At 55.0% G+C, this 26,146-nt stretch carries 30 protein-coding genes; 7 read left to right on the top strand and 23 right to left on the bottom strand.

Annotated features, from left to right (window positions below; genetic code table 11):
* The 7 genes from IG168_RS05370 to IG168_RS05340 all read left to right on the top strand — a co-directional run.
* Positions 1–415: hypothetical protein (locus tag IG168_RS05370; RefSeq protein WP_226876557.1), on the top strand; the 415-nt coding region annotated here is incomplete at its 5' end.
* A gap of 140 nt (positions 416–555) precedes the next feature.
* The gene (locus tag IG168_RS05365) at positions 556–1,653 is read left to right on the top strand and encodes a TonB family protein (protein WP_193162602.1); all 1,098 of its coding nucleotides are present in this window, start codon (positions 556–558) and stop codon (positions 1,651–1,653) included.
* A 15-nt stretch (positions 1,654–1,668) separates the two neighbouring features.
* Positions 1,669–1,980 (top strand): putative signal transducing protein, encoded by a 312-nt coding sequence (locus IG168_RS05360; protein ID WP_193162600.1) that lies wholly within the window; start codon positions 1,669–1,671, stop codon positions 1,978–1,980.
* Between the two features lie 219 nt (positions 1,981–2,199).
* Positions 2,200–2,919 (top strand): SIMPL domain-containing protein, encoded by a 720-nt coding sequence (locus IG168_RS05355; RefSeq protein ID WP_193162598.1) that lies wholly within the window; start codon positions 2,200–2,202, stop codon positions 2,917–2,919.
* A 10-nt stretch (positions 2,920–2,929) separates the two neighbouring features.
* On the top strand, positions 2,930–3,238 hold the full coding sequence (locus tag IG168_RS05350) for a hypothetical protein (RefSeq protein WP_193162596.1): 309 nt from the start codon (positions 2,930–2,932) through the stop codon (positions 3,236–3,238).
* Positions 3,239–3,380: 142 nt separating this feature from the next.
* Positions 3,381–3,767, top strand: coding sequence for a SpoIIAA family protein (locus IG168_RS05345; protein WP_193162594.1), 387 nt, complete (start codon positions 3,381–3,383; stop codon positions 3,765–3,767).
* Between the two features lie 45 nt (positions 3,768–3,812).
* Complete coding sequence (locus tag IG168_RS05340; RefSeq protein WP_193162567.1) at positions 3,813–4,574, top strand: TerC family protein; 762 nt, start codon at positions 3,813–3,815, stop codon at positions 4,572–4,574.
* Positions 4,575–4,682: 108 nt separating this feature from the next.
* On the opposite strand, the gene IG168_RS05335 is transcribed toward IG168_RS05340, so the two are convergent.
* The 23 genes from IG168_RS05335 to IG168_RS20595 form a co-directional block, all read right to left on the bottom strand.
* The gene (locus tag IG168_RS05335; RefSeq protein WP_193162565.1) at positions 4,683–5,174 is read right to left on the bottom strand and encodes a hypothetical protein; all 492 of its coding nucleotides are present in this window, start codon (positions 5,172–5,174) and stop codon (positions 4,683–4,685) included.
* Positions 5,175–5,345: 171 nt separating this feature from the next.
* Positions 5,346–7,355, bottom strand: a complete 2,010-nt coding sequence (locus IG168_RS05330) for an alpha/beta hydrolase family protein (RefSeq protein WP_193162563.1) — start codon at positions 7,353–7,355, stop codon at positions 5,346–5,348.
* Positions 7,356–7,687: 332 nt separating this feature from the next.
* Entirely contained in the window at positions 7,688–10,225 is a 2,538-nt protein-coding gene (locus IG168_RS05325) for a choice-of-anchor D domain-containing protein (RefSeq protein WP_226876556.1), read from the bottom strand.
* 228 nt (positions 10,226–10,453) lie between these two features.
* The gene (locus tag IG168_RS05320) at positions 10,454–10,813 is read right to left on the bottom strand and encodes a DUF1622 domain-containing protein (protein WP_193162561.1); all 360 of its coding nucleotides are present in this window, start codon (positions 10,811–10,813) and stop codon (positions 10,454–10,456) included.
* 137 nt (positions 10,814–10,950) lie between these two features.
* The gene (locus tag IG168_RS05315; protein WP_193162559.1) at positions 10,951–11,781 is read right to left on the bottom strand and encodes an ATP-grasp domain-containing protein; all 831 of its coding nucleotides are present in this window, start codon (positions 11,779–11,781) and stop codon (positions 10,951–10,953) included.
* Positions 11,782–12,085: 304 nt separating this feature from the next.
* Complete coding sequence (locus tag IG168_RS05310; RefSeq protein WP_193162557.1) at positions 12,086–12,682, bottom strand: esterase/lipase family protein; 597 nt, start codon at positions 12,680–12,682, stop codon at positions 12,086–12,088.
* 64 nt (positions 12,683–12,746) lie between these two features.
* The gene (locus tag IG168_RS05305) at positions 12,747–13,640 is read right to left on the bottom strand and encodes an MBL fold metallo-hydrolase (RefSeq protein WP_193162555.1); all 894 of its coding nucleotides are present in this window, start codon (positions 13,638–13,640) and stop codon (positions 12,747–12,749) included.
* A 106-nt stretch (positions 13,641–13,746) separates the two neighbouring features.
* Positions 13,747–14,163: a hypothetical protein gene (locus tag IG168_RS05300; protein ID WP_193162553.1), complete on the bottom strand. Its 417-nt coding sequence runs from the start codon at positions 14,161–14,163 to the stop codon at positions 13,747–13,749.
* Between the two features lie 145 nt (positions 14,164–14,308).
* Positions 14,309–14,887, bottom strand: coding sequence for an antibiotic biosynthesis monooxygenase (locus IG168_RS05295; protein WP_193162551.1), 579 nt, complete (start codon positions 14,885–14,887; stop codon positions 14,309–14,311).
* A 57-nt stretch (positions 14,888–14,944) separates the two neighbouring features.
* Positions 14,945–16,411 (bottom strand): PhnE/PtxC family ABC transporter permease, encoded by a 1,467-nt coding sequence (locus IG168_RS05290; RefSeq protein ID WP_193162549.1) that lies wholly within the window; start codon positions 16,409–16,411, stop codon positions 14,945–14,947.
* Positions 16,408–17,085, bottom strand: coding sequence for an ATP-binding cassette domain-containing protein (locus IG168_RS05285; protein ID WP_193162547.1), 678 nt, complete (start codon positions 17,083–17,085; stop codon positions 16,408–16,410). The genes IG168_RS05290 and IG168_RS05285 overlap by 4 nt, the downstream gene beginning before the upstream one ends.
* Positions 17,085–17,954, bottom strand: a complete 870-nt coding sequence (locus IG168_RS05280; protein ID WP_193162545.1) for a putative selenate ABC transporter substrate-binding protein — start codon at positions 17,952–17,954, stop codon at positions 17,085–17,087. The genes IG168_RS05285 and IG168_RS05280 overlap by 1 nt, the downstream gene beginning before the upstream one ends.
* A 123-nt stretch (positions 17,955–18,077) precedes the next feature.
* Complete coding sequence (locus IG168_RS05275) at positions 18,078–18,980, bottom strand: alpha/beta hydrolase (protein WP_193162543.1); 903 nt, start codon at positions 18,978–18,980, stop codon at positions 18,078–18,080.
* Positions 18,981–19,127: 147 nt separating this feature from the next.
* The gene (locus IG168_RS05270; protein ID WP_193162541.1) at positions 19,128–19,442 is read right to left on the bottom strand and encodes a cupin domain-containing protein; all 315 of its coding nucleotides are present in this window, start codon (positions 19,440–19,442) and stop codon (positions 19,128–19,130) included.
* Between the two features lie 105 nt (positions 19,443–19,547).
* A complete protein-coding gene (locus tag IG168_RS05265; RefSeq protein WP_193162539.1) occupies positions 19,548–20,090 on the bottom strand; it encodes a hypothetical protein in 543 nt (180 codons plus the stop codon).
* A 140-nt stretch (positions 20,091–20,230) separates the two neighbouring features.
* On the bottom strand, positions 20,231–20,851 hold the full coding sequence (locus IG168_RS05260; RefSeq protein WP_193162537.1) for a cation transporter: 621 nt from the start codon (positions 20,849–20,851) through the stop codon (positions 20,231–20,233).
* A gap of 91 nt (positions 20,852–20,942) precedes the next feature.
* Positions 20,943–21,425, bottom strand: coding sequence for a GNAT family N-acetyltransferase (locus IG168_RS05255; protein WP_193162535.1), 483 nt, complete (start codon positions 21,423–21,425; stop codon positions 20,943–20,945).
* Between the two features lie 613 nt (positions 21,426–22,038).
* The gene (locus IG168_RS05250) at positions 22,039–22,641 is read right to left on the bottom strand and encodes a helix-turn-helix transcriptional regulator (RefSeq protein ID WP_193162533.1); all 603 of its coding nucleotides are present in this window, start codon (positions 22,639–22,641) and stop codon (positions 22,039–22,041) included.
* A 993-nt stretch (positions 22,642–23,634) separates the two neighbouring features.
* Complete coding sequence (locus IG168_RS05245) at positions 23,635–24,054, bottom strand: hypothetical protein (RefSeq protein ID WP_193162531.1); 420 nt, start codon at positions 24,052–24,054, stop codon at positions 23,635–23,637.
* A 72-nt stretch (positions 24,055–24,126) separates the two neighbouring features.
* Positions 24,127–24,663, bottom strand: a complete 537-nt coding sequence (locus IG168_RS05240; RefSeq protein WP_193162529.1) for a hypothetical protein — start codon at positions 24,661–24,663, stop codon at positions 24,127–24,129.
* 17 nt (positions 24,664–24,680) lie between these two features.
* Positions 24,681–25,028, bottom strand: coding sequence for a hypothetical protein (locus tag IG168_RS05235; protein WP_193162527.1), 348 nt, complete (start codon positions 25,026–25,028; stop codon positions 24,681–24,683).
* Positions 25,029–25,125: 97 nt separating this feature from the next.
* The gene (locus IG168_RS05230) at positions 25,126–25,704 is read right to left on the bottom strand and encodes a hypothetical protein (RefSeq protein WP_193162524.1); all 579 of its coding nucleotides are present in this window, start codon (positions 25,702–25,704) and stop codon (positions 25,126–25,128) included.
* An 84-nt stretch (positions 25,705–25,788) separates the two neighbouring features.
* Positions 25,789–26,146 (bottom strand): hypothetical protein (locus tag IG168_RS20595; protein ID WP_226876555.1); only part of this gene is annotated, 358 nt, incomplete at its 5' end.

Here is a 26,146-nt window from a genome sequence, read left to right as displayed (position 1 = left end):
GAGGGGGAGTTTCCGTATGAAGTGGTTGCGGAGCCTGATGGTCGTCGCGCTGGCTGTGCCAGCGGCGGCGGTGGCGCTGGAATCGGCCAGGCCGGCGGTGCTTACCGTGGACCTGGGACCGACATCAGCCTGGATCGAGCGCACACTGGCCTCTGCTGCCACGGCACCGGCGAGTGCGGTCTGGATCGACCTGCTGGTGGATAGCGGTGAAATGGTGCGGGCCGGGCAGCGGTTGGCGGTGCAACTCAACGCACAGGGACGGGTTGTGCAGGAATACACGGCCAGTACCGCCGGCAGGGTCGCAATCGTCGCGCGGCAGATACAGGGCGACAGCCGGGACACGGTACTGGAGATCAATGTCAGTGATGCGGACAAGTGTGTCGGCAGTGGATGTGCAGCGATGAGCTTGCGTTAACACTGACCGGTGGTGCTTCGTTGATTGCCGCGGGAATTTCGTGACCGTCTGTAGGAGCCCCGTCTCAATGCTGTTACCCTAAGGGCCACATAAGTGGCCCTTTTATTGGGTGAAGAAGATGACCAGGGAAAGTCAATAGAATGAAAAATAATTTGATTTGCTTAATTCGCTTTGTGTTAGGGGCTTCGTTTCTGCTTTCATCGATTGCCTATTCCAGTGAGCTCGGTGATCACTTCAGGGAATACCAGCGCGCAGTAAAAGCAAAAAATCCGGAGCAAATTGCGGCTGCGGCGAAATCGGTTTTTTCTGTCGTAGAAAACTATCCGATAGACAATAAAAATTTTGCTGCGGCGACTCTGAATTATGGCAATGCGTTGATAGCGATCAATAAGGCGGAAGAAGCTGAACTGTATCTGCAGAAGTCCCTGGAAAGTCATCGTAAAATTTACGGTGATAACGGTATCGAACTCATTGACCCGTTTTTAGCTCTGGCGAAAGTCAGGGCGAAAGAGGTCAAGCAGTCGAGAAAAAAACGCTACCGAATGTATATTGAGGATGCACTATCGATAGCGAAAAATAGTAAAGGTGATAAATCGCTCCTGTTTGCAACAGTCAATCTTGAAGCTGGGAAAATAGCGCTGGACTTTGCGAGGGAACGACGTGCGCGTACATATCTGAAGGAAGCGTACACCGCTTTTTCCGGTCCTTATAAGACGCAGGCTTACGGCCGGTTTTATTCCTCTTTTTATCTGGGTAAATACTACTTGGCGAGGGAGCAATATGAAAAGGCTGAGCCTCTGCTCATGGAAGCTCTGGACGTGGTAAATGTCGAAAATGGCAAAGACGGCCAGCTGGAGCTGACAACCCGCGCATTCCTGGTTGAGACCTATGAAGAGATGGGTCTGCAGGAAAAGTCGATAGAGCAGTGTCGGGCTATTGGCAAGGCTACTCCATTTGATATGGATCACGAGCCTGTGCCTCTGTTCAACCGCACGCTGGAATATCCCAAAGCAGCACTTGCAACCGGACGGGAAGGGTACGCAGTAGCGCGCTTCACCATCTCGGATGCCGGTTTTGCTGAGAATGTCGAAATTCTGGAGGCCAATGGCTCATCCAGTTTTGGCGATGCTGCAAAGCAGTACTTGGAACAGGCACGTTATGCTCCCCGATTTGTCGACGGCAGCCCGGTAGACACGCCCGACAGGGAAATCAGGTTCAATTTTCACCTGGCCAAATAGTGGATTTGCCAGGCAATGAAACTGATCTTTACCCATGAGAACCGCCTGCTCGTCGAGTTGGCCAAAAGCAAGCTGGAAGTCGCCGGCATACCAGTCTTCCTGAAGAACGAGTTCGCCCAGGGCGGAGCTGGTGACCTGGCGCCACACCAGACATGGCCGGAGTTATGGCTGGAGCGCGAGCGGGACTATGACCGCGCGCGCCAGCTGCTGGCTGATACAGACGAGGGCGGTGTCTGGCAGTGCCCGGCCTGCGGCGAAGAGAATGACGCGGTATTTGATTTCTGCTGGAACTGTCAGCAGCCGCAACCTGTCCAACAGAGCCCGTAAGTGTCGGCTCATGCAATTCCTGACCAATACCGACATCGACGACCCGGTCACAGTAGCCGACCGCGCGGCAGCGGTGGGCGTGAAGCCGCTAGACCCGGTGGTCGAGCGCATTTAGTGCGTGATTGCGTATCTAGCCGGACCATTCAGTCTGGATTCAGTCGCGCCGGGCGATCCTTGCGATCGCCCGTTTTGGTTTGAGCAAGAAGAACGACGGATTCAATGGTGAAGATACAGAACAATTTTTCCGCCCTGATTCTCGGGGTGGGCATACTGCTGGGGCTGGCGGCGCTCGGCTCCCTGATCGGCAGCGCCGTGGATCGCTTCAAGGGCTATGAGCGCACCGTGACGGTCAAGGGGCTGGCGGAGCGCGAAGTGCCGGCGGATATCGTGATCTGGCCGATTCAGTTCACCGCTGCGAGTAATGACCTGACAGCCCTCTACCAGGACATTGCCGCCAGCAGCGAGCGCATCGAGAAGTTCCTGCAGGCACAGGGCATCAAGCCCGGGGAGATTTCCAAGTCGATGCCGGGAATCACCGATAAGATTGCCCAGCAGTATGGCGGCGGCCCGCGTCCGGAATTCCGTTACTCCGCCCTGCAGACGGTAATGGTCTACTCGAAGCAGGTGGATGTGGTGCGTGCAGCCATGAGTAAGCTGGCAGACCTGGGGCGCGATGGCATTGCCTTTTCCCAGAACTACCAGGGGCAGACCGAGTATATTTTTACCGGTCTGAATGACATCAAGCCGCAAATGATCGAGCAGGCCACTCGTCAGGCGCGACAGGTCGCACAGAAATTCGCCGAGGATTCCGATAGCGTACTGGGCAAGATTAAACAGGCCTCCCAGGGCCAGTTCAGCATCAGCGATCGGGACAAGAACAACCCGCACATCAAGAAGGTGCGCGTGGTATCAACCATTGAATACTACCTTTCAGATTGAGGATGAAAGTATGCGTAAATCTGCAATTGCCATCGGACTCGCCGCTCTGGTCGCCCTGCCGGCGATGAGCGCTCTGGCCAAGCCCAATAACGACCTGCCACCGGGCCTGCAGAAAAAAGTTGAGCGCGGTGGCGAGCTGCCTCCGGGCTGGAAAAAGAAGCTGCAGAAAGGTGCGGTCCTCGAGCCGGAAATTTACAGTCACGCAGTGATCGTCAAGCCGGTGGATCGCTATGGTTATGTGACTGTCAGCATCGAGGGCGAAGTTGTGCGCCTGATCCAGGCCACCCACGAAATCGTCGACATCCTCAGCAGCCACTGAGTACGCGACCTGCCGCCGGGGGATTTCTCCCCGGCGGGACGATGCTTCCCCATCCCGCCCCCGCTCTTGTCCCGCCCCGCCAGTAATTGTTATAACCGGACAGTCACACTATAAATCCTGCATATTGCCGGAGGACTCGTATATGAGTGTGCAACGTCATGGCCTAACGGTCGGTATGGAACGCACCAATGGTGAATTCTTCCTTTCCCTGCGCGTGTGCGGAAAGCTGACCCACGACGACTACCAGACCCTGGTGCCGATGATGGAGTCCGCCATCGCCGGGGTGGAGCACCCGAAAATCAATGTCTTCTTCGACGCGACCGAACTGGAAGGCTGGGAACCGCGTGCCGCGTGGGACGACATGAAGCTCGGGCTGAAGCACGGCCGCGAGTTCAACCGCATTGCCATGGTCGGCAATCGCCGCTGGCAGGAACTGTCTACCAAGATAGGTTCCTGGTTTATCGGCGGTGAAGCGCGCTACTTCGAGGATGAAGCGGAGGCCATGGCCTGGCTGAATGAGTCCGCTTAAAATGCGCCACCGCAAATAATCGCATCCTGCTAAAAGGGAGTTTACATGTTCGAATGGGTGGCCAACCCGGAGGCCTGGGTTGCGCTGGCGACTCTCGCCGCGCTGGAAATCGTCCTGGGTATCGACAACGTCATCTTTATTTCCATTCTGGTCGGCCGGCTGCCATCGAAACAGCGCGAACCCGCGCGCTATATCGGACTGGTCCTGGCCATGCTCACGCGCCTCGCGCTGTTGTTTTCAATCGTCTGGATCATGGGACTGGTCGAGCCCTGGTTTACTGTGCTGGGGCAGGAGATTTCCGGACGCGACATCATCCTGATCGGTGGTGGCCTGTTCCTGCTGGCGAAGGCCACGCACGAAATCCATAACAGTCTCGAAGGTGCCGAATCGGAAAGCGGTACTGCGGCTGCCGCCGGTTTCGGCTTGGTGCTGGTGCAGATCGCTATTCTCGATATCGTATTTTCACTTGATTCGGTGATCACCGCCGTCGGTCTGGTGGAGGAAATATCCATCATGGCCACGGCCATTGTGCTGGCAGTGGGCGTTATGCTAATCGCGGCAAAGCCCATCGGTGATTTCGTCGATCGCCACCCGACAGTCAAAATGCTCGCGCTGTCCTTCCTGATCATGGTGGGACTGACACTGATCGTCGAAGGCTTCGATGTGCATGTGCCCAAAGGCTATATCTACTTTTCGATGGCGTTTTCCATGGCGGTGGAAATGCTTAACCTGCGGCTGCGCAGTAAGCGGGCCAAGCGCGGTGAGTCAGCGCATCTGTGCAATGCATTTGGAGAAGATGGCGCCTGATAGATACTTTCGCGTTATGGCGTGATTCTGGCTCTGTCGGTCTGATAGAGCCTCCCGGGCGGGCAGCGACTGCTACTGGAAAAAGTGTTACCGACATCGAGAATGGGATTAGAGCCGGTTGAGAAAATAGAGGCCGGCGAATATCGCCAGTGACACCCCGATGTAACCGCGCTCCACCTTTTCTTTTCTGGATTTATCCTGTCGCGCACCAAATATGTCGATCACCGCTTGTCGGAGCAGAAACGTATACATGATGTAATAGATAAACGGAATGATATGCACGATGATAGAGTAATTTTCTATCGAGCGACCGGTGAACGCCAGAAATAGAGCCAGCTCATTATAGAGCCCCCAGAAGCCAAGTGCGGCATTGATAAACATCCACCGAATCGTGTCTCGCCCGAAAATAGCGCGGTAAAATTTCAGATAGACATAGATCGCGAAGCCGCCGAACAGGTAAAGGTGAACAATGGATGGCTCCCGCGCAAAATACGCCTGGTAGAACCCAATACCACCGAAAACCAGCATGTGCAGCATAAAGAAGGGGTAGAGAAAACCCTTCTGGGCAGCCTGTGTTTCGATATAGGGCGGGTTGCTCATTTCGATGTGTCCGGAATCGGTCCGCCTGGCCTAATAGCGATTTGTCAAAGATTGTTAATATTTTCCACTGATCAAGGCCGTCCCTGTTACCTGCATAGCTTCCGCCAGTGCTGTGTCGGAATGCGGTTCAGGGCGGCCCCTCACGTCTAGTATTTGCCTGCCGGAAAAGTCTTATTTCTCCAGTCCGATAATTTTCAGTGGCGGTAGTTGTTCTGCCGCATCAATTCCGAGTACCTGCCGGTAGAAGGACAACTCTGCCTGCAGTGAGCGTATCTGGTTTTCCGATTTGCGGAAACCGTGGGATTCACCGGCAAAGGCCAGATAGGCGGTGGGAACACCCTTTGCCTCGAGCGCCTTGAAGATCATTTCCGATTGGTTGGGCGGTACTATCGGGTCGTCCTCGCCCTGTAAGAGCAGCAGTGGCTTACTGAAGCCTTCCAGATGGTGGATGGGGGAACGCTGACGGTAGGTTTCCCTGTCCTCCGGGTATGGGCCGATCAGGTTGTCCATATAGCGCGACTCGAACTTGTGGGTTTCCTGCGCCAGCGCCTCCAGATCGCTGATCCCATAATAACTGGCACCAGTGGCAAAGGTGTCGTGGAAGGCGTGGGCGGCCAGTGTGGTAAAGCCGCCGGCACTACCGCCACGAATAATGAGTTTGTCGGGGGCCGCCAGGCCAGAATCCGCCGCCCATTTGGCCGCGGCGATGGCATCGTCTACATCTGCTTCGCCCCACTGCCCGTAAAGGGCGCGGCGGTACGACCGGCCAAAGCCAGTGCTGCCGCGGTAATTCAGTTTCAGAATGGCGAAACCGCGGCTGGTCCAGAAGAGGTCACTGCGGCTGAATGTGGGGCTGCTGACGGATGTCGGCCCACCGTGAACGGTGACGATCAGGGGCGGTGCTTCCCCTTCCGGGGGGCGCACCTGCGGATTGGTGGGGGGTAGGTAGATGCCGTGTGTGGTCGCACCACCAGAGGTTGGAAAACTTACCAGCTGGTATTTCGGTATCCACTCCGGGCCCACACCGGCATCGCCAGTGGTACGAATCACTTCACGCTGGCCGTCACCGAGATTGATCCGCACCAGTTCGGGGGGGCGCTCGGTAAGGCCTTCGACCATAAACAGCTGCTCCTTGACGGGCTGCAGTTCGCTGAAGGTCACTCCCTCAACAGCAAGTTTCTTGCTGCTGTTGTCGGCCGGATCAATGAGCATTACGTTCTCTATACCGCCGTGCCTGACTTCAGCGACGATGCGACCGTCGTTAAGGAAGCGGTAATAGTGGCTTCCCAGTGTCCAGGCTGGCCCGCCAAGCTCGCTCGCTTCGAACACCGGTTGCAGCGGGGTGAAGTCCTGCCCGTTGACCCGGTAGAGCTTCCACCAGTTATCCCGGTCAGAGATGGCGTAAAGCTGATGGTTGGGCCCCCATTGCGGGTCGACGATAGACTCCTCGCTGTCGGGATTGTGATTGACCAGCTGCTGTAACTGGCCGTTTTCACCGAATTTTGCCGACCAGAGCGTGGTGTTGTCCCACGGCATATTCGGGTGATTCCAGCTGACAAATGCCAGTTCTTTACCGTCTGGCGACAGGCTCGGGGCTGAAACAAAGTCGCTGTCACTGAATAGCAGGGTGGGTTCACGTTGCTGGTCCAGGGGCAACGCCACCAGCGCATTGGTAGGCTCGCCTTCTGCGCGGTGATCCTCCTGAACGCAGATAAGACGCTGGCGCGGTCGATCCATATTGCAGGCGGCGTAGCGCAGTCCGGCTTCACTGGTATATGCTACCGGCTCCTGCCCGGGCTTAAATCGATACAGCTGCTGGTCCTTGAAGTTACTGAAAAATATTTCCCCGTCCGCCACCGTATAGGAGCGGCCGCCGTACTCTTGCACGCGGGTGCGCACATTCCAGGGGGCGGGAAGTAGCTCCTCGGATTTTGTACCGGCTTTCCAGCGCATCAGGGTGATGCGCCCACCTTCCTCGGGGCGGGACTCAACCCAGTAAAGATAACCGTTGTCGAAGGACACACTTCCCAGCCCGCGACTGCCGGCAATCGCGAACTCCGCAGAAATCGGCGATGGCCAGCTGCCATAGGGCAGGTTCTGGGCCTGACTTTTACTGGGAGAGTCCGGCGCGCGATCGCAGGCGCTCAGGCAAACCGCCATGATCAGAAAGAGTATGCGCATTGTTGGTCCTTATTGTTCTGGTGCTCCGTCCAACCCATGACGGCAGCCGTTGCAATGTAGAGAAAACAATAAACCGAAATTTCTGGTTTTTTGCAAATTGCCACATCAATTAGAGCGGAGCGGGCCCGGACCGGCCATGTCGCCCCGAAAAATCTTTCAGTCTGTCTGTTCACTCAGCCTTGTGAGAGGTGCAGACCTGAAAAAGTGCGGTCAGGGCGGAGTGTTTTAGGGTTTTTATCGAGCCTTGCGTATAGGCTTTTTTGAATGGAATAAAAAAAGGGGGCGCAAGGCGCCCCCGTTCCGTCCTGCGAGGAAAAGAAACTCAATCCTGATTACTGGCACAAGCTGCGAATGCCGTGGGCCTCGACGGCGGCATCCAGCCAGTGGTAATCGTCGTCATCGGAGAAGTAGTAGTAGACGCTGTTGTTGGGCAGCACCATCACCGTAATACCGCCGTAACCGGACATAAACGGTAGCCAGACTTCGCCACTACAGCCCGCCAGGTCTGCGCCGACCTCATGCGCCCAGAAACCGTTGTTGTAGTGGTAGTCGGCCAGGGGGGCCAGGCCGCGGTCCGCTGCGGTTTTCTGCAGGGCCGCATCCATTTCCGTCTGATCCAGTACCGACTGGCTGGTGCCGGCGTAAAAGCTGCCGATCTTGGCCACGTCGTCGCGCAGCCACATCAACCCCCAGCCGGTGAACGGTTCGGCGACCGAGTCGTAGGTGCGGCGGGTGAATTTCGCCGTGGGGCTGACACCCAGCGGCCCCAGCACTTCACCCACAAGGATATCGTCAAAAGTATCGGTGCCGCTGCCCTCGATACCTTTCAGGTAGGCGTTCATTGCTGTGCCGAGGATATAGGTATCCGACGTGTGATAGACCCAGGTGGTGCCCGGCGCAGCCTTGCGCGAGTACTCGGTGCAGCTGTAGTTGATCTTGGACGCGTGGTCTTCCGGCAGGAACAGATTGTCGGTATGGGTGGCATCCTCATCGCTCATATAACCGGACAGGTTGTAGTTGCCGGTGGCCATATCCAGCGCATTTTCAAAGGTCACATCGTCCCAGTTGCCGTTGGTCGCACAGTCGGGCACGTAATTACCGATGATCTGATTGAAGGTGCCGGGATATTTCTGCTCCAGGCGCATCAGCGTGCTGCCGGCAAATACGGATTTCGCCGTGGAATAGGAGGGCACCGGCAGGGACTCGCAGTAGGGATAGGTTCCCTGCCGCGATGCGCAGCCGCCGACATAGTGGGTGCCGTCGATCACAAAACCCACCAGCGACATGGATGCCGGATCCTTGCCACTCGGCGCAGCGAACTTGGCGGGATCAGTGCCCGGATAATCAGTGGCCAGGGCGCTCAGCGGTTTCACCGGCATACGGCCATTCACTTCAGCCTGGTAATCCGCAGTCAGGCCCGCCGCGTTGTTCACGCTGTGCGGCGTATAGCTGGCGTCGAGCTGGCCCCACATATCCACCTGGAAGTAGAGGCAGGTTTCGCCGGCGATCTGGTAAGCCACATCGGAAACCGAGCCGTCGTCCTTGAACAGGAACGTCATCACGCCGTTGTGGATACAGTTGGCATTCTTCTGCTGCAGCGCAAAGGGTAATGCCACGCGGCTGTAGCCGTTATCGCCGTTCTCATTCCACACCCGCCCCGGTGTCAGGACGTATTCCCACTCCGGGTGGCTGCTGGGGATGGAACCGCGCTGCACCGGGAAAATATGGCTGCCGGTCTGCACGAATTCGAAATTGAATTCCGGCAGGTGTTTGCGCGTGGTATCGCCGTTGCCGGTATAGCGGAAGGTGTCTTTCTGTTCATCGAAGGCACCGCCGGTCGCCTCGCCGAACAGCTCCAGGCTGCCCTCGAATTGGTTGGTGGGCATGGCCGCATCGGCGGGCAGCGCATAGTTGCTGTAATCCAACAGCGCGCCGGGATCGCTGCCGTTGATCAGGGTATTGTAGGTGAGCGCGCTGCGGCTGACCGCGCCGCTACCGCTGAGTGGATCGAAGTTCTCCACACTGCCACCGCCCCCGCTGGTGCTGGCACTACCGGAGAGGTTGATCACCGCGTTGCCGGTATCCGGATCGTTGGAAGAAACCGTGATGGTATCGCTATAGCTGCCATCTGCACTGGGCGCGAATACCGCGCTGATCTGGCAGCTGCCTGCGGGCGCCACGACACTGCAGTTACTCGACGCGATGCTGAACGGCGCCGCCGGATTGCTGATATTGCTGATCACCAGGTCCGCAGTGCCGAGATTGTTGATGGTGGCATTCAGGGTGTTGCTGCCACCGGGCGTCAGGTTGCCGAAGTCCAGGCTCGCCGGGGCATCGATATCCGGATCGGTGGAGACGCCGCCGGTACCGCTGACGGTTACCGATTGGCCATAACAGTAATCACCGGTGGTGGCACCAGTGCTGCGGAACCGGACCTGCACCTGCGGGTTGTTGTCGATACCGGTGGGCGCGGCATTGGCACTGTAAAGGGTGCCGTCGTCCTGGCCGTTGGCGATGGTCAGTGCGGTGGTCCAGTTGCTGCCGCCATCGGTGGAAATTTCCGCGTAGCAGAATTCGCCGTTTTCCAGCGAAGACGCGGACATCACGAAGTTGACCGAAACCGCCGAATAGCCGGCACTGGAAACCGCGTGCGTTGCTGTCGAGGTGGCGCGCAGCCGAATGGATTCACTGTTGTAGGCGTCAACAGTGCCGGAGTTATTCCAGCCGCTGATATCGCCAGAGGAGAAATCGTCGGAAAAAAGCGAGGCCGCACAGGCGGCCATCGGCAGGGCCAGGCTGGATACCAGAGCGAGTATCGCCGGGCGCAGGTTGCGTGCGCTTTTGGGGAAGCACGTGGAGAAAGCATTCATGGTCGCACCTGATCTTTATTTAAATTTTTATGGGTAAAAAACGGTCCGCCACCACAACTGGCTTATGACAGCGGACCTATGCACACAGAGCGCTGACAAGATGCGATTGAACAGCGGTGCTTGTTAGCACCAATTGCGCAGAATTGATTGGGCCAGAACGATGAAGGTGACATTAAAGAGGGATATTGCGCCAGGGCGTCGCGGCGGCTCGATAGGACTGAGGGTGTTTCAGTTTTTTGTGTCGGACTTTACCGGCCGCGGTAACCTGCCCTCGATCTCGTATTGCAGGGTGACACTGAGGAACGCGCGGATCAGGACGATCAGCGCCAGGATGCCCACACCCTCTATGGAATCCGCCACCACCACGGTGCGAATAATGTCGCCGGCAATCAGGAACTCCAGCCCGAGGATGATCGAACGTCCGAGATCCTGCCGGTAGATCCTGTAGGCCTCACCGCTTTCCAGCTTGCGCCGGTTGCTGAGGAACTGGCGGGTGGTGGCGATAGAGCCCACCAGCACGACGATTACGCCGAAAGACTCGATCAGGTAAGCGGTAATTTTGATGAGTTCGAGGAATTCCTTTTCCATGGAGGTCCGATCGCGGCAGCGGTACCCTGTTTATAGTTCAGCTTATAGTTCAGCGGGATTGGTGGCACCGCCCGGAATTGTCGGCCGGCGGCTAAAGCTGCCCGCCTAGCGACACTTATTCATTTGGGCAACCCGAATCACGCGACCCGTTTCAGGCGGCGCCGCGGTGCCGTTGGGCGCGAGGGGAAATTGGGGCCGGTGGGAACCGAGTGCTGCAGCAGGTATTCCCGAATGACCGCGCGCAGGTGCGCGTCGCCGCCCTCGATACCCTGGTTGCCGAACAGCCGGTTGAACTCGAGGACATAGGGGTGGTTGCCCACCATGGCGATATCGAATCCGGCGTGGTTGATGTCCAGTGTCCGCGCCAGATACAGGGCCAGGTCAATGGCCGCCTGTGGCACCGGACTGCGGTCTACAAAGCCGCCCTTGGATACGTTGTTGTAAAAGCCCTGCGCCGCCTGCAGGCGCCAGTAGGAAGCGATTACCTGGTCACCCACGACAACGATGCGGATATCCCGGTCGATCGGCAGTTGCTCCTGCACGTACAGCACGTCGGTCCGTTCCAGGTAGTCGCGCCAGTCCTGTGCGGATTCAATCAACCAGACGCCGTTGCCCTGGGAGGCCTTGGGCAGTTTGGCCACAAACGGATGATCCATCGTCTCCCAGAGAATCTCCGCGTTTTCTGGCGTATTGGCGAGGATGCGCGTGACCGGGGTGTTGGCGGGCGCCACCAGTTCGAAGGCGCGCGTCATTTCGATTTTGTTGTGGCCGAGACGATAGCTCGCCTCGCTGGGAAACACCCGTGCCTTGAGGCCGTAAATCAGCGCGTTGAGCTGCCAGTACTCCGGGTACAGAACCCAGTCGGCCGCACTGATCTCGGTACGGTGCGCGAAGACCTCTTCCGGCTTTAATTGCAGGGTGTCCGCAAACCCCAGGGTGCGGAATACATTGAAGGAAACCCAGGACATCGTGTGATTGGCGTGAAACTGCGACGCGCGTTTTTACGGGAGGTTGAATGGGCCGTCAAGCAATTCTGTTACTCGCCAAGCGCTCCCAGAAAAGCAGACGGGCGTTCCCGTTGAAGTGTAAATATTTGATGAAGAAGAATTGCTATCGGGCCTCGCCACTGGGGTGGAATGCTCCGACAGTAATGCGGGAGAGGTCCGCGAGGATTGGCCGGGAAATACGGGAAAAATTTGCGGGCCGTGGGCGATCCGGCAGGTGCCGGCAGAGGTGGCGCCGCCTCAGATCCTAACGCACTCTAACCAATCCCTAGCGCAGGGCGCCTTCCAATTCAGTGGCAACGATGGAAATCACTCTCGGGTCCATCGGCACCCAGCGGTGCAGCGCAACCGGGACTGTATAGGTCGCGCCGAGCGGCAGGCGGGAGCTGGTATGCGGCAGTATTGTCACATCGTATTTGGTCCAGATGGAAACCGGCTCGGTCGGGGCCAGGCAATCGACGTTATGGTTGAGCTTGGTCAGGAAATCACTGCGGATCCGCAATTGCTTGCCACCGTGATAGGGCAGGAAATTGGCCCAGAAACTGCCGTAATGCGGGCTGGAGAGACTGATGAACTTGTGCACACGCTCCAGTCCGCCCAGGGCCTGCAGATAATGCCGCGCCACGATCCCCCCCATGCTGAAACCGACCAGCGCACAGGTGTGCCCCTCATCCATCAGGTTCTCCACTTGGCTTTTCAGCTGGTGCGACAGAAATTCCATGCCATACCAGCCGGAGTTGTACTGCAGGTGCAGGTAGTAGGCGGAAAAGCCCGCATCCTCCAGCACCTGCTTCATCAGGTGCATCGACTTGCCGCGGTCGAAGATGCCCGGCACCAGGATGGCGACCTTGGTTTTGCTGCTCATCGGAAAATTGTAGCGTTGTGCGGGGCTGAATGAAGTGACAGCGCCATAGGGTTAGGCTGAGGCGTTATTTCCCCTCTATGTCGCTGCGCAGATTGAAATAGGACATATCCATCAGCGTGCGGTAGACCCCGGCGATATTGAGCGGCAGCCACTCCCGATACATCTTCAGGTCGCTGTATTCCGGCAGCGTGATTTCCCGCTGCAGTGTCGGCAGGGACTTGCCCTGCAGCATGCCGTCGCGCACCGCGGCGTAGAGGGCTTCCAGGTAGTGCAGATAACGCTGGACATCCTCGCGCGTTCCCGTGTCCGCGTGGCCGCCGATAAAGACATCGAACGGTGGCTCGGCCAGTACTTCCCGCGTCGAGCGGATCATGCCGTGAATATCGTAGCCGGGAAGATCCCTGTAAGGCATGCGCCCCACCACTATCCAGTCGACAACATAGAGTACGTTGGCGGGCATAAAGCGCATGCTCACCGAACCGCGGCCGTTGTTGGGCCCGTGATAGCGCAATTCAACGCGGCTATCGCCGAGCCTGATCACCAGGTCATCGCGGAAAGTGATATCCGCCATGGCCGTCTGCACCCGAGTCCACTCCAGATCTTCGGCCGCGTATTCATGGGCGATGACGGAGACGCCCTTAGTCGCCAGGATATCGCCACCCATGGTGTGATCGAGGTGATTGTGGCTGTAAGCGAGATAGCGCACCGGCACATCGAAGCGACGCTTGAGAGCTTGCTGCAGCCATTTTGCGGCCTTCCGGTTGATGGGGTCGGTCAGGAACAGTCCCTTGTCGGTCACCATAAACGCCGAGCGGTAATTGCCGGCGGTGAAGCGATAGACGTTGTCCTTGATCTGCTCGATGCGGTAACCGGGAGCCTTTTGTGCTGCGGCGGTGGCGGGGAGAGGCAAAGTCAGCAGCAGGGCGAGCAGCAGGGCAAAAGCCGACACTGATTTCATGGTTTGCTCGAGCGGGGAAGCTTGTGCCCAACAGCTTAGTAGAAGCCGGGCATGGGCGGGCGCAGAACTACCGGATGGCCTGCCCGGCCATCCGGTGATGCCCGTATCAGGTGGTCTGAGCCTTTACCAGCTGGTGATACTTCACGGTGCCGATCAGGCCCTGCAGGTAAAACCATGCAAAGACTGCCGCCAGCGGCAGGCCGGCGACGTTGCCGGAGCTGGTCCACATGATCAGTTTGTTGGCAACAAAGAGCAGCAGCATCAGCGCGGCGCAGACGCGACTCTTTTTGTAGGTGCCGAAAGTAAACGCGGCCATCAGCGCTGCGTCGATAAACGCAGTGGCGTCCAGGCCCATTACCGAAGTGCCGTAAATCGATACCAGGGTCAGGATGACCGTCATCGTGATGGAAACGATACCGGCAATCACAGCACCTTTGATTTTTTTGGTGATTTCCTCGGGGATTTCGATTTTCTGGGGCTTGTCCAGTTCGGATTGCGGAGCCGCGTAAGGAGTCTGTTCCATGGGATTTCCCTGTTGTTATTCTGTTAGTAGTAGCCAGTGACAAGTTTTACCTGCCGTATACATCGACCGGTAATACCGTAAAGCAAATGAAAATATACCCGCTGGGAATAGGGTTAGGAAGCCCGGCCAGAGTTACCATGCGTCTTTAGTCGAACAGCCAGCGCCGAATAAGCCTGGTGTAATTGGGCATTACCACGTACACCATCAGTGTTACGGTAATTCCGGTCACTACCAGCGTATCCAGCCAGTGGTAATCCGGTGTGCCCAGTAGCCGCAGTACCGGCAAAACCAGTAATGGAATGACAAGAACCAGAGGATAGATAACGGACCAGGTTGCCAGCAGCTGCTTCCAGCGGGTCGGCAGTTTGGCTTTGGCGCCGCTCGGCGTAAACCAGAAATCGAGCCCGCTGCTGATGAAGAAGTCGTCGCCTTCCAACAGCAGCGGTTGCACCTCCTCGATCATCCGCTCGCGATCGGCGGAGTCCAGCCAGGCCTCCAGGTGCGCTTTCGTATCGAAGCGGATCACGACAGTGTATGTCGAAGTGAGCCCGGCGATTGGGCGGATGATCTGCCAGTCCAGGTGTCCGGGCGCCTTTTTGCACAGCGGCGCTATCTCGGTGAGCCATTTTTCATAGCCCGCCTGTTTGTTTTCGCAGACCCGGTGTGTGATGACTGCGGTCGCGCCCGGATCACTGGCGCCAGACGAAGCCGTCTCTATTTCCATCAGTTCTAATCCCCCTGTCTATCTATTCCAGCAATAGACCATCTTATCAGCTGGTACTCATGCCAATTGCAGGAACTGCTGGCGGAGTCTTCGTGAAATTATATCCGCAGCCATCGTCATGGCGGCGCTGACCAGGATCAGGATCATCGCCACATCAAAGCGCAGGAATTCGAACGCCGAATCGATATAGAAACCCAGCGTCGGAATTCCCAGTATTCCGAGCATGGCCGTCTCGCGAATGATGATTTCCCAGCGGTAGAAGCAGTAAGCCAGGAAGCGCTGATACAGCGTCGGCACATAGTGGTAGGCGAAGCGGCTTAGCGGGCCGGACGGCATCACCGCCGGCGCCACTTCGTCGCTGTGCTTGCCCAGCAGGTGGCCGATGATTGCACCGTTGTGCAGGGTGATGGCGATAATCGCCGGCAGCATGGAAGGGCCCAGCACGATCAGGCCGATAAAATTCAGCAGGTATTCCGGCAGGGAGCGCAAAATCAGCAGCAGGCCGTCGCCGCAGGCGCGCACCCAGCCGCGCATAAAGTGCGAGGAGTTCAGGGTCGATCCCGCCAGCGCGAACAGGCCGGTCAGCACCAGCGCTATCTGCGCCAGTAAAAAGGTGTTCCAGCCGCCGGAGGCGGCCTGCTCCCCGAGCCAGCCCAGCCAGCGCAGGGTTTTCTCCGGCGCCCAGCCCTCCCTGATGGGCGCAGGCACGCAGTCCCACAGGAAGCGCGCCAGATTGTCGCCATGCCAGTCCGCGGTGAGCGGGCGCGCGATAAACACAGCGGGCACCAGCAGCCACAGCAGTTTTGCCCTGAACCAGAAGCGCAGTGAATAGATCATTGCCAGCAGCGTCAGCAGCAGGGCGCTGGCTGCGGAGTACTCGCCGGTGCGCAGTGCGGTTTCCAGGTGGAAGCCGAGTGTCGGCAGGCCGATAAAGCCGAGGACGACCGAGGAGCGAATGGCGCACTCCATCCGGTAGGCCGTGTAGTGGCGCATCGCATGCAGTGCCAGCGGCAGCTTCGCATAAAAAAACTGGCTGACGCTGTTGTTCCGCCCCGGGGCAATCGCCCTGGCCGGCGCCCGGTCGATTTCCTCCAGTTGCTCGCCGTAGACCTTGGCCATGGTGCCGCTGAACGGCAGCGCGATCGCCAGCACCCCGGCGAGGGTGGAAATCCCGAAGATCTGGATAAAGATCAGCGCCCAGAACACCTCGTGAATCGAGCGCAGAAAGGCCGCCAGGAAGCGAACCCAGGCACGGTGGTAAAAGATCGCGAAAATAAATCCGCACAGCGCCGCCAGCACCACACCCTGCAGGGAGAAGGTCAGGGTATAGAGCGCGGCATCCAGCCACTGGTGCGTATCGGGGATCTGCGGCGTCAGCAGACCTCGGGCCATCAGCCATAGTTCGTGACCGGGGCTGCGGGTGCTGACAGCCAGGTCGGCGAAGGCGAGGCAGAACAGGGCAACCAGGGCAAAATACAAAGTCAGCGCCCGCAGGCTGCGGCTCTGTTGCAGAAACTGCTTCACAGGTAGAGCCGTTGCAGTGTGTCTTCAGTGACCTCGCCGGCGGCGCTGTCGAAGGCGATGCGCCGGTCTTTCAGGCCGATCACCCGGTTGCAGACCTGCAGCGCCTGCTGCGCATCGTGCAGCGCAACCACCGCTGTCTGGTGGCGGTCGAGCAGCAGCGACAGCAGTTCCTGCCCCTGGAGTTTGTCCAGCGCCGATACCGGTTCGTCGGCCAGCAACAGCGGCTTGTGCTGGTAGAGGGCCCTGGCGATGGCCACGCGCTGCTGCTGGCCACCAGAAAGCTCATTGGCTTTGGTCCACAGCAGATCCGCGATGCCTAGCGGTTGCGCCAGCGCGGTGATCTCGGTTTTGAAGCGCGGGGAGGGCAGCAGCAGGTTTTTCAGGTTCACAAATCCCGGGTGGCGATCCAGGGCGCCGGCGTAGATGTTGTGGAACGCCTTCAGCTGCGGCACCAGTGCGGCCTGCTGCGGGCACCAGCTGGCCTGCGCGGGCAGCCGGCGCCGCAATTCCCTGAGCAGTGTGCTCTTTCCGGTACCGCTCTTACCCAGCAGGGCGATGCGGTCGCCGCTGTGGATAACCAGGCTGTCGATCGCCAGCGCCAGCCTGTCCGGCTGGCCCTTGCGCTCGCTCGGGTAGGTCAGCCGGCAATCGCGCAGTTCAAGCAGCGGCGGCATTAGAAGTCGTCGAGCAGGCCGATCTGCTTGGCCGTCTGCTCCACGGCATCGTAGGTGTGGTTGTTGGCCGGCACAAACTTCGAGCGAGGAAAGCCGTCGAGTATCGCCTTGTCAGTGATACCCAGCAGCGCCTTGGTCAGCCTGTCCTGAAAGCCCGCACCAAACTGCTGGTCGATATCGCCGCGCACGGTCCACTGGTAGTCGGCGTAGGTCGGCGTGGTCCAGATGACCGATACCTTACTGGTGTCGACATCGCCGTTGGCCACGGCCTTGTCCCACACCGAGTAATTCACCGCGCCCACATCGTAGGCACCGGACTGTACCAGCGCGATGGTGCGGCTGTGGTCGCCGCTGAAGCCCACGCGGGAAAACACCTGTTCCGGCGCCTTGCCGAAGGCCTGGCGGATATAGAACTCCGGCATCAGGCGGCCGGACGTCGAACCCTTGGAACCGAAGGTGAAGGTCTTGCCGGCCAGCGCTTGCGGCAGCTTGTCGCCGGGCTTCAGGCCGGTGCTGCTGTGGGCGATAAAGTAGCTCTTGAAGAACTGGTCCTCGTAACCCTGGGCAATCGCCTGGGAACCGGGCACCGCCTTGCGCGCCTGCACGCCGGACAGGCCGCCGAACCACGCCAGCTGTACCTGGTTGTTGCGGAATGCGGTGATCGCCGCCGGGTAGCTCTTCACGGGGATGTATTTCACATCCATATCGAGTTCTTTGGACAGGTAATCCGCAACCTGCTGGAAGCGCCGGATCAGTTCGGCCTCGTTCTGGTCGGGAATGGCGGTGAAGGTAAATTGCGGGCGCTGGGTATCTGCGGCAGACGCGCAGAGGGACACCAGCAGCACCAGTAATGCGGTTAAATAGCGCATCGAAAGGGCCTTTAGGTGGGGATTGATTGAGGGGGGCTTTGTAGCTTAACTGCGGAGGTATTACAACCGATCCCGCCGGTCAGGGCCCGCGGGATCAATGCCAATGATTGCAGCGCGGCGCCGTTACTTCGCCGGGCCGAGCAGGAACATCAGCGGAACGTCCAGCCGTGCGCGCCAGGATTTTTCGTCGTGGGCGTGGCCCTGGTAGACCCGGGTCTGCCAGTTGGAACTGTCGTAGCCGTGTTCGCACATGATGGCATCCACCTTCTGCTGCAGTAGTGGATAGTAGGCGTCGAGCGTCTCGGTGCCGTGGTCGAAGTAAAAGCGATGACCGTCCGGCGCGGGCAGCTTTTTCCGCAGGTAGTCGCGGATAGCCGCCGCCACCGGCAGTTTGTCGTCGGGTCCGATACCCGGCCAGTGGGTCGACATGGCGGCGACGCCGCCAAATACTTCGGGGTATTCGAGCACGGCATAGAGCGAAATCAGTCCGCCCATACTGGAACCGGCAATAAAGGTGTCGGCTGCATCGCCGCTGACCGCGTAGTGGCTGTCGATATACGGCTTCAGTTGCTTGGCCAGAAATTCGAGGTAGCGATCCGCGCGCAGCTCGGCGCTATTAAACGGGTGATCCTGCTTGCGCGCCGCCGGCGGCATCAGGGCGCGGGCCTTCTGCGGAAAGTAGTCGCCGTGACGCGCCTCGCTGACATTTTCCACAGCCACCACGACAAACGGCCGCACCTTGCCCTCGGCCATCAGCTTCCCGGCCACCTCATCCACGCCCCACTCCTGCTTGTTCCAGGTGATGCTGGCATCAAACAGCATCTGCCCGTCATGCATATACAGCACCGCATAGGGCTCTTTGCCGGGATAGCCGTCCGGTAACCACACATGTGCCGGCCGCGGCGCTATGCCGTGGAACTCGAACGCTGGCAGGGTCTCCAGTTTGCCCGAGGATACCTCCATCGCCAGCACCAGCTGGCTGCAGGCCCACAACAGGCACAAAGTCATAAGTTGGCGAAGTTTCATGGCGGTTCCCCTTGTTGATCTGTGCAGTCGATCAGTGCGCGGTCTTAAAGGATTGGGTGGCAACTGGCATCTTAATGCCATTGCGGTATCACTGTGAGGGCGTAGATGGGGGCGGAGGTGAAACTGGAGGCGGGATGAGGCCGCCGGCTAGCGGTAGAACACAGCCAGCCAGATGGTGATTTGATCCGGGTCTGTCCAGCTGACTCTGTGCCTGCTGTGGGCGGGGATGCTGACGAAGTCGCCCGCTCCCAGTGATTCCTCGCTGCCATCGGCAAACAGGATCCGCGCAGCCCCCTGCAACACCACCACCCATTCATTCTCATCCTGGTCGTACCAGTCCTGTTCCGGCGTTGTGTGTCCCCGGGAGATAATCCGCTCGATGCGTACGGACTGGCTGGAGACCAGATCTTCGAAGACCTCCGCAGAGAGATCATCGGGTATTGCTGAAAACAGGTTTTTCATGGGACACAGTTTGGCTCAAGGTTTGTGCGGCAATAAACCTGAAATAAGGGTGTAGAGCCCTGACAAGGGCCTTCTAGAGCGTGCACAAATGGGCTTGCCATATAACTATCCTGCGCAATATTTCGACGCTACCTTGTATAGTGCTTCACAGCCTGGCTGACCTATTTGTGAGTTTTTACAGGCACTGGAAAAGTACTTTCCACTACTTGAATATATCAGCATGGGCTCCAAGCTTGCACAGAAGTCCATGTTTGTTTTACTGATGTTCAGGCAGGCGTCGTAATATTTCGGAACGTATAGCGTTTTTTTAATGTAGCCAGAGGAATTATAGATTCTCGATGCCTGCGTCAGGCACCACTCTTTTGGTCTTATGAAAGCCTTTTTTGCATTGATTCTTGCCTGAGCTTCGTATTCATGATTTAGCTTGAGATATTGCTTGTAACCTAAAAAGCTACCAAGTCCTGCGATAGATGAAATCATGACAATGGATAGGTAAAATAAAAGTCCCCTTGAATTATGCTCGCCCTTTGCCATTTTGACAGTTTTTCCTACTGACAGAAGGCTGAAAATAATTCTTGCCAAGGCCAGTACGGCGGCGATGGCCATTAGGGTGAAAAGGTAAGAATAGATACTGTCAGGCTCTACCATAATTTTTTCTGTCCATGGTACGTTCTTTAGAATTTCGCCATTCGTGTTAATAGAGTCTGTATTTTCATGGTGCTATCTACATGCACAAGGTTTTTAACTTGCCGTAATATCGTTGCTGTTTTCGCAATAGGTCCCGCTAATTATGCGTTATTGACATTCTTGGATGAATCGCGCGTTTGCTTTGCTTCTTGGATTATCTTGATTCCGCCGCGAACAACAATAATTGAAATTATTGTGCCGATTATCAAGTCGGGAAACCGGCTACCCATTATGGCAACAAGCACGCCTGACACTATTACCCCGAGATTGGCGATGACATCGTTTGTCGAAAATATCCAGGAGGCCCGCATATGTACGCCCCCTTCCCGGTGCTTGGATATTAATGCCAGGCAGACAACATTTGCCACTAATGCCGCGGCTCCCACTGCAATGATTAGCAAGCTTTGCGGTTCGCTGCCAAAAAACAACCGCCTTAGAACCTCAAGCAGAACGCCAAGTCCCAGGATGATTTGCAGAAAACCGCTGATCTGGGCTGCCTTTGCCTGATGCAGGACGCCTTTGCCAACGGCGTAGAGTGAAAGTCCATACACGGATGCATCTGCAAGCATATCCAGAGAATCTGCAATCAAGCCCGTAGATTGCGCCAACCACCCTAAAACCAGCTCAGCAACAAACATGAATGCGTTTATTGAGAGGAGCCAGATAAGCGTTCTTCTCTCTAGTTCTTGTGCTTGTTCTGCCCCACAACCACAGTCAGACATTTACTCTCCAAATTATGTATGGCTTATAAAGTATGCTGCGTAAGTCTTCCCATGGAGGCTCGAATGATCGGATCACCCTGACTGCGGCTGTCTAACTCTCACTGAAATCCGTTAGGGCTTGCCCTGCCAGTTGGTAGCCGATCCACTCGCTCTTGGGCTTGGCCCCAATTGAATCATAGAAATCTATTGCAGGCTTGTTCCAATCCAATACGCTCCACTCAAATCGTCCGCATCCTTTTGACACGGCAATTTTTGCCAGATGCTTTAGCAGCGCCTTGCCAGCACCAAAGCCTCGGTGCTCCGGTGAAACATAGAGATCCTCGAGGTAAAGGCCGTTTTTCCCTTGCCAGGTTGAGTAATTGTAGAAATATACGGCAAAACCTATGGGGCCGGATTCGGTTTCACAGACTAGTGCTTTGACCGTCGAGTCCTCTCCAAAAATCGATGTTTCAATATCGCGCTGCGTAGCGACTACTTCATGCTCGGCCTTCTCATACCTTGCCAGCTCCCTTACAAAATGAAGAATCAAACCCGAATCCTCAATTACGGCATCTCTGATACTTATTGCTTTCACTAACCTTTCCCTATAGAAGATTCGTAACGTTTACTGGGTCAAAGGAAAATCCAACGTATCGTTAGTTTTCACTTCTATTTGCAGAAACGCCGTCAATAAAAAGATGGCCATTTTTTACGACCACGTCGGCACTCCAAACAGACCCGTAGCTTACTCCGTCAAGATACAGGTCTTTCTCATACTTGCCTACGATCTTTAGCTGATGAAAGTTATCGGCCGTTCCAAATTTTACAGTGTGGACCATTGGTGATGGGGAGCTCTTGCTAACGGTCTCTATCGGTATCAAGTTTTCGCTATAAGGTTCCACTATCGTTATATTCAGTCCCGGGTGTGTAACATGATATTCCATTGAGTCACCGACTCTTTTGCCTTCATCTGAGCCTGTGAATCCGTACATGGTCGCGCAACCTGGCAGCAATACAGTTAACGTGATTATTCTAAATAACTTCATAGCTATCCTTGATGACTATTGCCGCGAAATAAGGCTGTGCAGAAAGGTCTAAGTGCAGGAATGCAGCTTGCTTTGTACGTATTTTGCGCAAAAATGGGAGCGACAGCGACCGCACAAAAGGCGCACAAAGTAAGATGGCGGTCTGCAGCGCGTTGGTATGCCCTAATTCTCTGGGATGATCTGGATTTCAAAGGGGACCCCATTTGAGGCGCTAAACTTAATGTTCGCGGACTTATTAAATTCTGTAAGTAAAATCGGACTTGCTACATGTACAAAGCCCATATCCTCTTTGAATTCATATACTTTTGTTTTTAAACGAATTTGATTCTCTGGCGTTTGTTGGGCAGCAACCTCAATTTTAAGCATATTATCAACACGCATTTCGCTTTCATGGCCTTCTTCATTCAGAAGGCGAATAGATGCCAGCTGTTCATTATTTGAACTGGCATCTACTTTGAGCATAATCGGCGATGCAGTAGAAAGGGACGCATATAGTAACGACAAACCACCGAATGCCAATATTACAGAGATATATTTTCTGGCTCGCCTTTTAACTGAAAATTTTTGTTTCTCTTTAGTGAGAATATCATCAGGCTTAATTGAAAAAGCAGACGATATTGATTTAACGGACTCTTGAGAAGCATTTCCGCTTTTTTCAATTCTCTGTATGGTTCTTAAGCTAACTGATGCTACTTCGGCCAGCTGTTGCTGACTCCAGGCCCGCATAGTTCTCAGACTGATGATTTTCTTTGTGTTTACTTTCACTTCTATATTTCTGACCTCTAAAAATTGAGCTCATATTTTCAGAGGATCAGCCTTAATTAGTTACGACATTCTTGTGTCATTTGTACGAAATCTATGCGGCAAGGCATAACTTCAAGCTCAGGAGCGTATTACTTTGTGCGAAAAATGTGCACTAAGTGGGACGTCCCGCGAAGGCTCTAAGGGTCGTAGCATAGTGCCTGTGATTATTATGAGTCGCAGCCTTGGTCACCGGTTAACTTATACGTTAACTGACTCTCTTGAATGGTGCCAACCTTGCCTTCAACGTGCCAAAGAGAAACATCTTTAATGGTTGCCTCTTCAAAAATTCCTTTTGGGTTGGCTTCCAGTATTTGGATGTTTATAGGCTTGTTTTTATTGAAATGGTGTGTCTGAATTTCACTACGCCTTCAATACAATTTCGAACCGCATATTCTGGATATCCAACTGGAACCTTAAGACTTGTTGCCACCACCTGATGAGCGAACAGTAAAAAACCTAGTGTAATTAGCAGTTCTTCACTTTATTCATTACGTTGCCAACAGTGGCGCCCGAAGGGCGAGGGCGACGCTGCTTGGCCTAGTTAAATTTGAGGTCGGCAATCAAGCCAAACTCTCTCTTCTGGATGATGCTCAGCTATTGTACAGAGGGCATCCTCTAAAACTTCCTTATCCGATGGGTCGATTTTATAAGTAAAATTTGTGAGAGAAATATTGCCGTCCCTAAACTCCTCTAGCTCTTTCTCTGATAGGACATTTCCTCCTACCCAAACCGGATACCTTCCTGACCTTATAATAGGTTCAAGTTCCTTAAATCCTTTTCTCGTAACTGAAAATATGACCATGATTAAAATTTAACGCCGCGAGCAGCGGCAGCTTACTTTATACGATTTATACGCGAAAATGGGACCGAACCGACCAACGTATAAAGTGCGCAAAGTAAGCTGTCCGGTGGGGGCCCGCAGGGCCAGAACAAACTGCCTCGCCTTGTTATGCATTACTTCCACTTTGGCAATTTTGCATTATGAGGGTAATCAGGCGATGTTGTTGACATACCCCAATGATAAATGAACTCAACAGGCTGACTCCGATTGACCACATATTCTAAAATGTACCAATCCTGAAATTTAAATAAATTTAACCTTTTAACCTCTATGATATCAGTGACTATCACGGTATCGCCTTCATTTAGTGGCATTACTGTATCACCGATGTAGCACTCATTATTCTTAACTTGCCAGACAATTTGATTTTGAACTGACACCCCTTCTCTAGGCTCTATACTACATATGAGGGCATCGCTAAGAAGCGTTTTGGCACCCAACATACTTTGAAATTGACTTTCATTGCCTAATTTTTCAATACTGGTACATCCAGAAAATAAAATACAAAGTGCAATAATTTTCAATTTGCTCATAGATGCATAACGCTCGGTTTAGGGGCGACTGGATCGAAGCGTAAGCCGTCTCAGCCGCGTCTTTTGCGGCAACTACAACCGCTTTTTATGTTTTTTCTTGTTGAGTGCGCGGAATAGCCTGCCAGGACTGTCCTCTCCTGAAAATTCAAGATGTAAGGGGTCATACTCCTCATGCCCAGAACAGATGGATGCTTCACCTTGTTCATTGGTGAAAATAAGGTAACTAAACCCCACATACTCTTCCACCCCACAACTTGCCGAGATTCCGCTAGAACGAATTATCTCTTCTTTGCCTACGTTGCCTTTGTAGACCTTTACCACCTTGATCAGGTTCTCTACTTCATACTGATCGTTAATCTCGCTTTTTATAGTTTTGCCAGCAAAGATCTTACTTGCGCTACTTATCTTTTCTATGTCGGTTAGCTCGACACAAGAGCAGGCGTAAGCGAATCCGGAAACTAGATATATGGAAATTGCGATAAATGTGAATTTCATGGTTCTAAAACATAACGCCGTGCGCAGCCGTGGCTTACTTTGTGTGCCTTTTGCACGAAAATAGGAACGCAGCGACCGTGCAAAAAGTGCACAAAGTAAGACGTCGGTTGCCATGCCTTGTTAGTTGCTTCCTACCTGAACTGTTCTTCGTAGGCTGCAACATGATCAGGAAGCAATTGCGTATATACATAGCTTTCTATGCCAAGAACATTAACATACACAGATAGCTCCCCCATTTCTTCAGAGTAATCTTCAATCCCTATACCCCCACTCGGCTTAAGAGTTACGCCGGTATCCGAGATAACAGTTAATTTGAGTTCTGAAATTTTCTGAAAATCTTGGTTGCTAAAGTACTTTTGATATTTGAAATAGCTTTCAGAAGGTACTAACTCGCCGGAAGCCACGCCCATTGGGGGATCTTCGTTCTCTAAGAGAGTTTCTCCGATCAATTCATTGCTTGGGAATAGCTTAAATTTCATGGGCAACTAACGCTTGAGTTCAGCGGCGTTTGAGGCGACGGCCGTTTTTGCGGCAGCAAAAAAGCACGGCAGGTCAAACGTCCGCTGCAACGATTTGTTAGCTGTCAATTGCACTGCGCAACGACTTTGAAAATTCTGCCTCGGCGCTCACCGCTAGATGAGGCTCCGATTCGTACTGAAACACCACACTCTGATCGAGGTGAGGCAGCAATCCATCGACTTGCCGGATTGGGCCGTACTTTTTCGGCTCAAGCTCTTGCGGTGTCCATTTTTCGTTGCCCTTTTTTGATCGAACCAAGGCGATGTAAGCTCGGCGGAACTCGCGCCATGAGCAGACCGTAATTCCTTTATGGCCAATGCCGATGAAAGAATCCGGCCATCCGCTTGTTTTCATTGAAACAATCCAGCTATTGAACTCCCCGCTGGTAAGGCGAACGGTTCCCAACTTCACTTCCAAGCCGTGCTGATGCTTCCCGGCGTCGTAGTACACGACATCGCCAACAATACTCTTTGTGCCGTCTGGGTTGATGTATTCCGGCACTTTGCCCCGAATTTCGAATATTCGCGGAACCAGATAGGCACTTACGAAGTGATGCTCACCCGGCACCGGGCGGTTCTCCCTTCCCGGCTGCACCAAGTATGTATCTATGTAGCTGGAATAGGTTTCGATCATCACCTGAGCTTCCTTTGACAGCTAACGCTCGGTTTAGGGGCGGCTGGAGCGTAGCGTAAGCCGTCCCAGCCGCGTATTTCGTGGCGACTACAACCGCTTGTTATGCGTGGAGAAGCGCAGGTGGTCACCCGAGTCAAATACAAAGCTCTCAGATAAGAATATATCAGTTTTCACACGGGTTACTTGCGTAATCTCCGCCGGATCCAGACCATCCCAATACGGGATAGCTTCAACTTCCTTACCTTGAAGCAACTGGTTATCAATGTAACTTTCTAGCGCCTTAGCCGACTGCTTAGCAATATCTAGCTGCTCCGGATACCACTCAAGATACTCAGAAACCTGAAACGCACACCCGCATCTCTCGTATGTATGTGCGATTGCAATATTATCGAATGAAAAGCATTTTCTAACTGGACAGGTATCAAGTCCTACTCTCTCCACGGAA

It is taken from the genome of Microbulbifer hainanensis (assembly GCF_014904735.1).
Classification (GTDB): domain Bacteria; phylum Pseudomonadota; class Gammaproteobacteria; order Pseudomonadales; family Cellvibrionaceae; genus Microbulbifer; species Microbulbifer hainanensis.
The sequence above is the reverse complement of the archived record's forward strand: the minus strand, read 5'-3'. Positions and strand labels throughout refer to the sequence as shown.

Bases quoted from the DNA above. Each gene is read 5' to 3' on its own strand.
- IG168_RS05365 (WP_193162602.1), top strand. From the start codon at position 556: ATGAAAAATAATTTGATTTGCTTAATTCGCTTTGTGTTAGGGGCTTCG.
- IG168_RS05360 (WP_193162600.1), top strand. From the start codon at position 1,669: ATGAAACTGATCTTTACCCATGAGAACCGCCTGCTCGTCGAGTTGGCC.
- IG168_RS05355 (WP_193162598.1), top strand. From the start codon at position 2,200: ATGGTGAAGATACAGAACAATTTTTCCGCCCTGATTCTCGGGGTGGGC.
- IG168_RS05350 (WP_193162596.1), top strand. From the start codon at position 2,930: ATGCGTAAATCTGCAATTGCCATCGGACTCGCCGCTCTGGTCGCCCTG.
- IG168_RS05345 (WP_193162594.1), top strand. From the start codon at position 3,381: ATGAGTGTGCAACGTCATGGCCTAACGGTCGGTATGGAACGCACCAAT.
- IG168_RS05340 (WP_193162567.1), top strand. From the start codon at position 3,813: ATGTTCGAATGGGTGGCCAACCCGGAGGCCTGGGTTGCGCTGGCGACT.
- IG168_RS05335 (WP_193162565.1), bottom strand. From the start codon at position 5,174: ATGAGCAACCCGCCCTATATCGAAACACAGGCTGCCCAGAAGGGTTTT.
- IG168_RS05330 (WP_193162563.1), bottom strand. From the start codon at position 7,355: ATGCGCATACTCTTTCTGATCATGGCGGTTTGCCTGAGCGCCTGCGAT.
- IG168_RS05325 (WP_226876556.1), bottom strand. From the start codon at position 10,225: ATGAATGCTTTCTCCACGTGCTTCCCCAAAAGCGCACGCAACCTGCGC.
- IG168_RS05320 (WP_193162561.1), bottom strand. From the start codon at position 10,813: ATGGAAAAGGAATTCCTCGAACTCATCAAAATTACCGCTTACCTGATC.
- IG168_RS05315 (WP_193162559.1), bottom strand. From the start codon at position 11,781: ATGTCCTGGGTTTCCTTCAATGTATTCCGCACCCTGGGGTTTGCGGAC.
- IG168_RS05310 (WP_193162557.1), bottom strand. From the start codon at position 12,682: ATGAGCAGCAAAACCAAGGTCGCCATCCTGGTGCCGGGCATCTTCGAC.
- IG168_RS05305 (WP_193162555.1), bottom strand. From the start codon at position 13,640: ATGAAATCAGTGTCGGCTTTTGCCCTGCTGCTCGCCCTGCTGCTGACT.
- IG168_RS05300 (WP_193162553.1), bottom strand. From the start codon at position 14,163: ATGGAACAGACTCCTTACGCGGCTCCGCAATCCGAACTGGACAAGCCC.
- IG168_RS05295 (WP_193162551.1), bottom strand. From the start codon at position 14,887: ATGGAAATAGAGACGGCTTCGTCTGGCGCCAGTGATCCGGGCGCGACC.
- IG168_RS05285 (WP_193162547.1), bottom strand. From the start codon at position 17,085: ATGCCGCCGCTGCTTGAACTGCGCGATTGCCGGCTGACCTACCCGAGC.
- IG168_RS05280 (WP_193162545.1), bottom strand. From the start codon at position 17,954: ATGCGCTATTTAACCGCATTACTGGTGCTGCTGGTGTCCCTCTGCGCG.
- IG168_RS05275 (WP_193162543.1), bottom strand. From the start codon at position 18,980: ATGAAACTTCGCCAACTTATGACTTTGTGCCTGTTGTGGGCCTGCAGC.
- IG168_RS05270 (WP_193162541.1), bottom strand. From the start codon at position 19,442: ATGAAAAACCTGTTTTCAGCAATACCCGATGATCTCTCTGCGGAGGTC.
- IG168_RS05265 (WP_193162539.1), bottom strand. From the start codon at position 20,090: ATGGTAGAGCCTGACAGTATCTATTCTTACCTTTTCACCCTAATGGCC.
- IG168_RS05260 (WP_193162537.1), bottom strand. From the start codon at position 20,851: ATGTCTGACTGTGGTTGTGGGGCAGAACAAGCACAAGAACTAGAGAGA.
- IG168_RS05245 (WP_193162531.1), bottom strand. From the start codon at position 24,054: ATGAGCAAATTGAAAATTATTGCACTTTGTATTTTATTTTCTGGATGT.
- IG168_RS05240 (WP_193162529.1), bottom strand. From the start codon at position 24,663: ATGGCAACCGACGTCTTACTTTGTGCACTTTTTGCACGGTCGCTGCGT.
- IG168_RS05235 (WP_193162527.1), bottom strand. From the start codon at position 25,028: ATGAAATTTAAGCTATTCCCAAGCAATGAATTGATCGGAGAAACTCTC.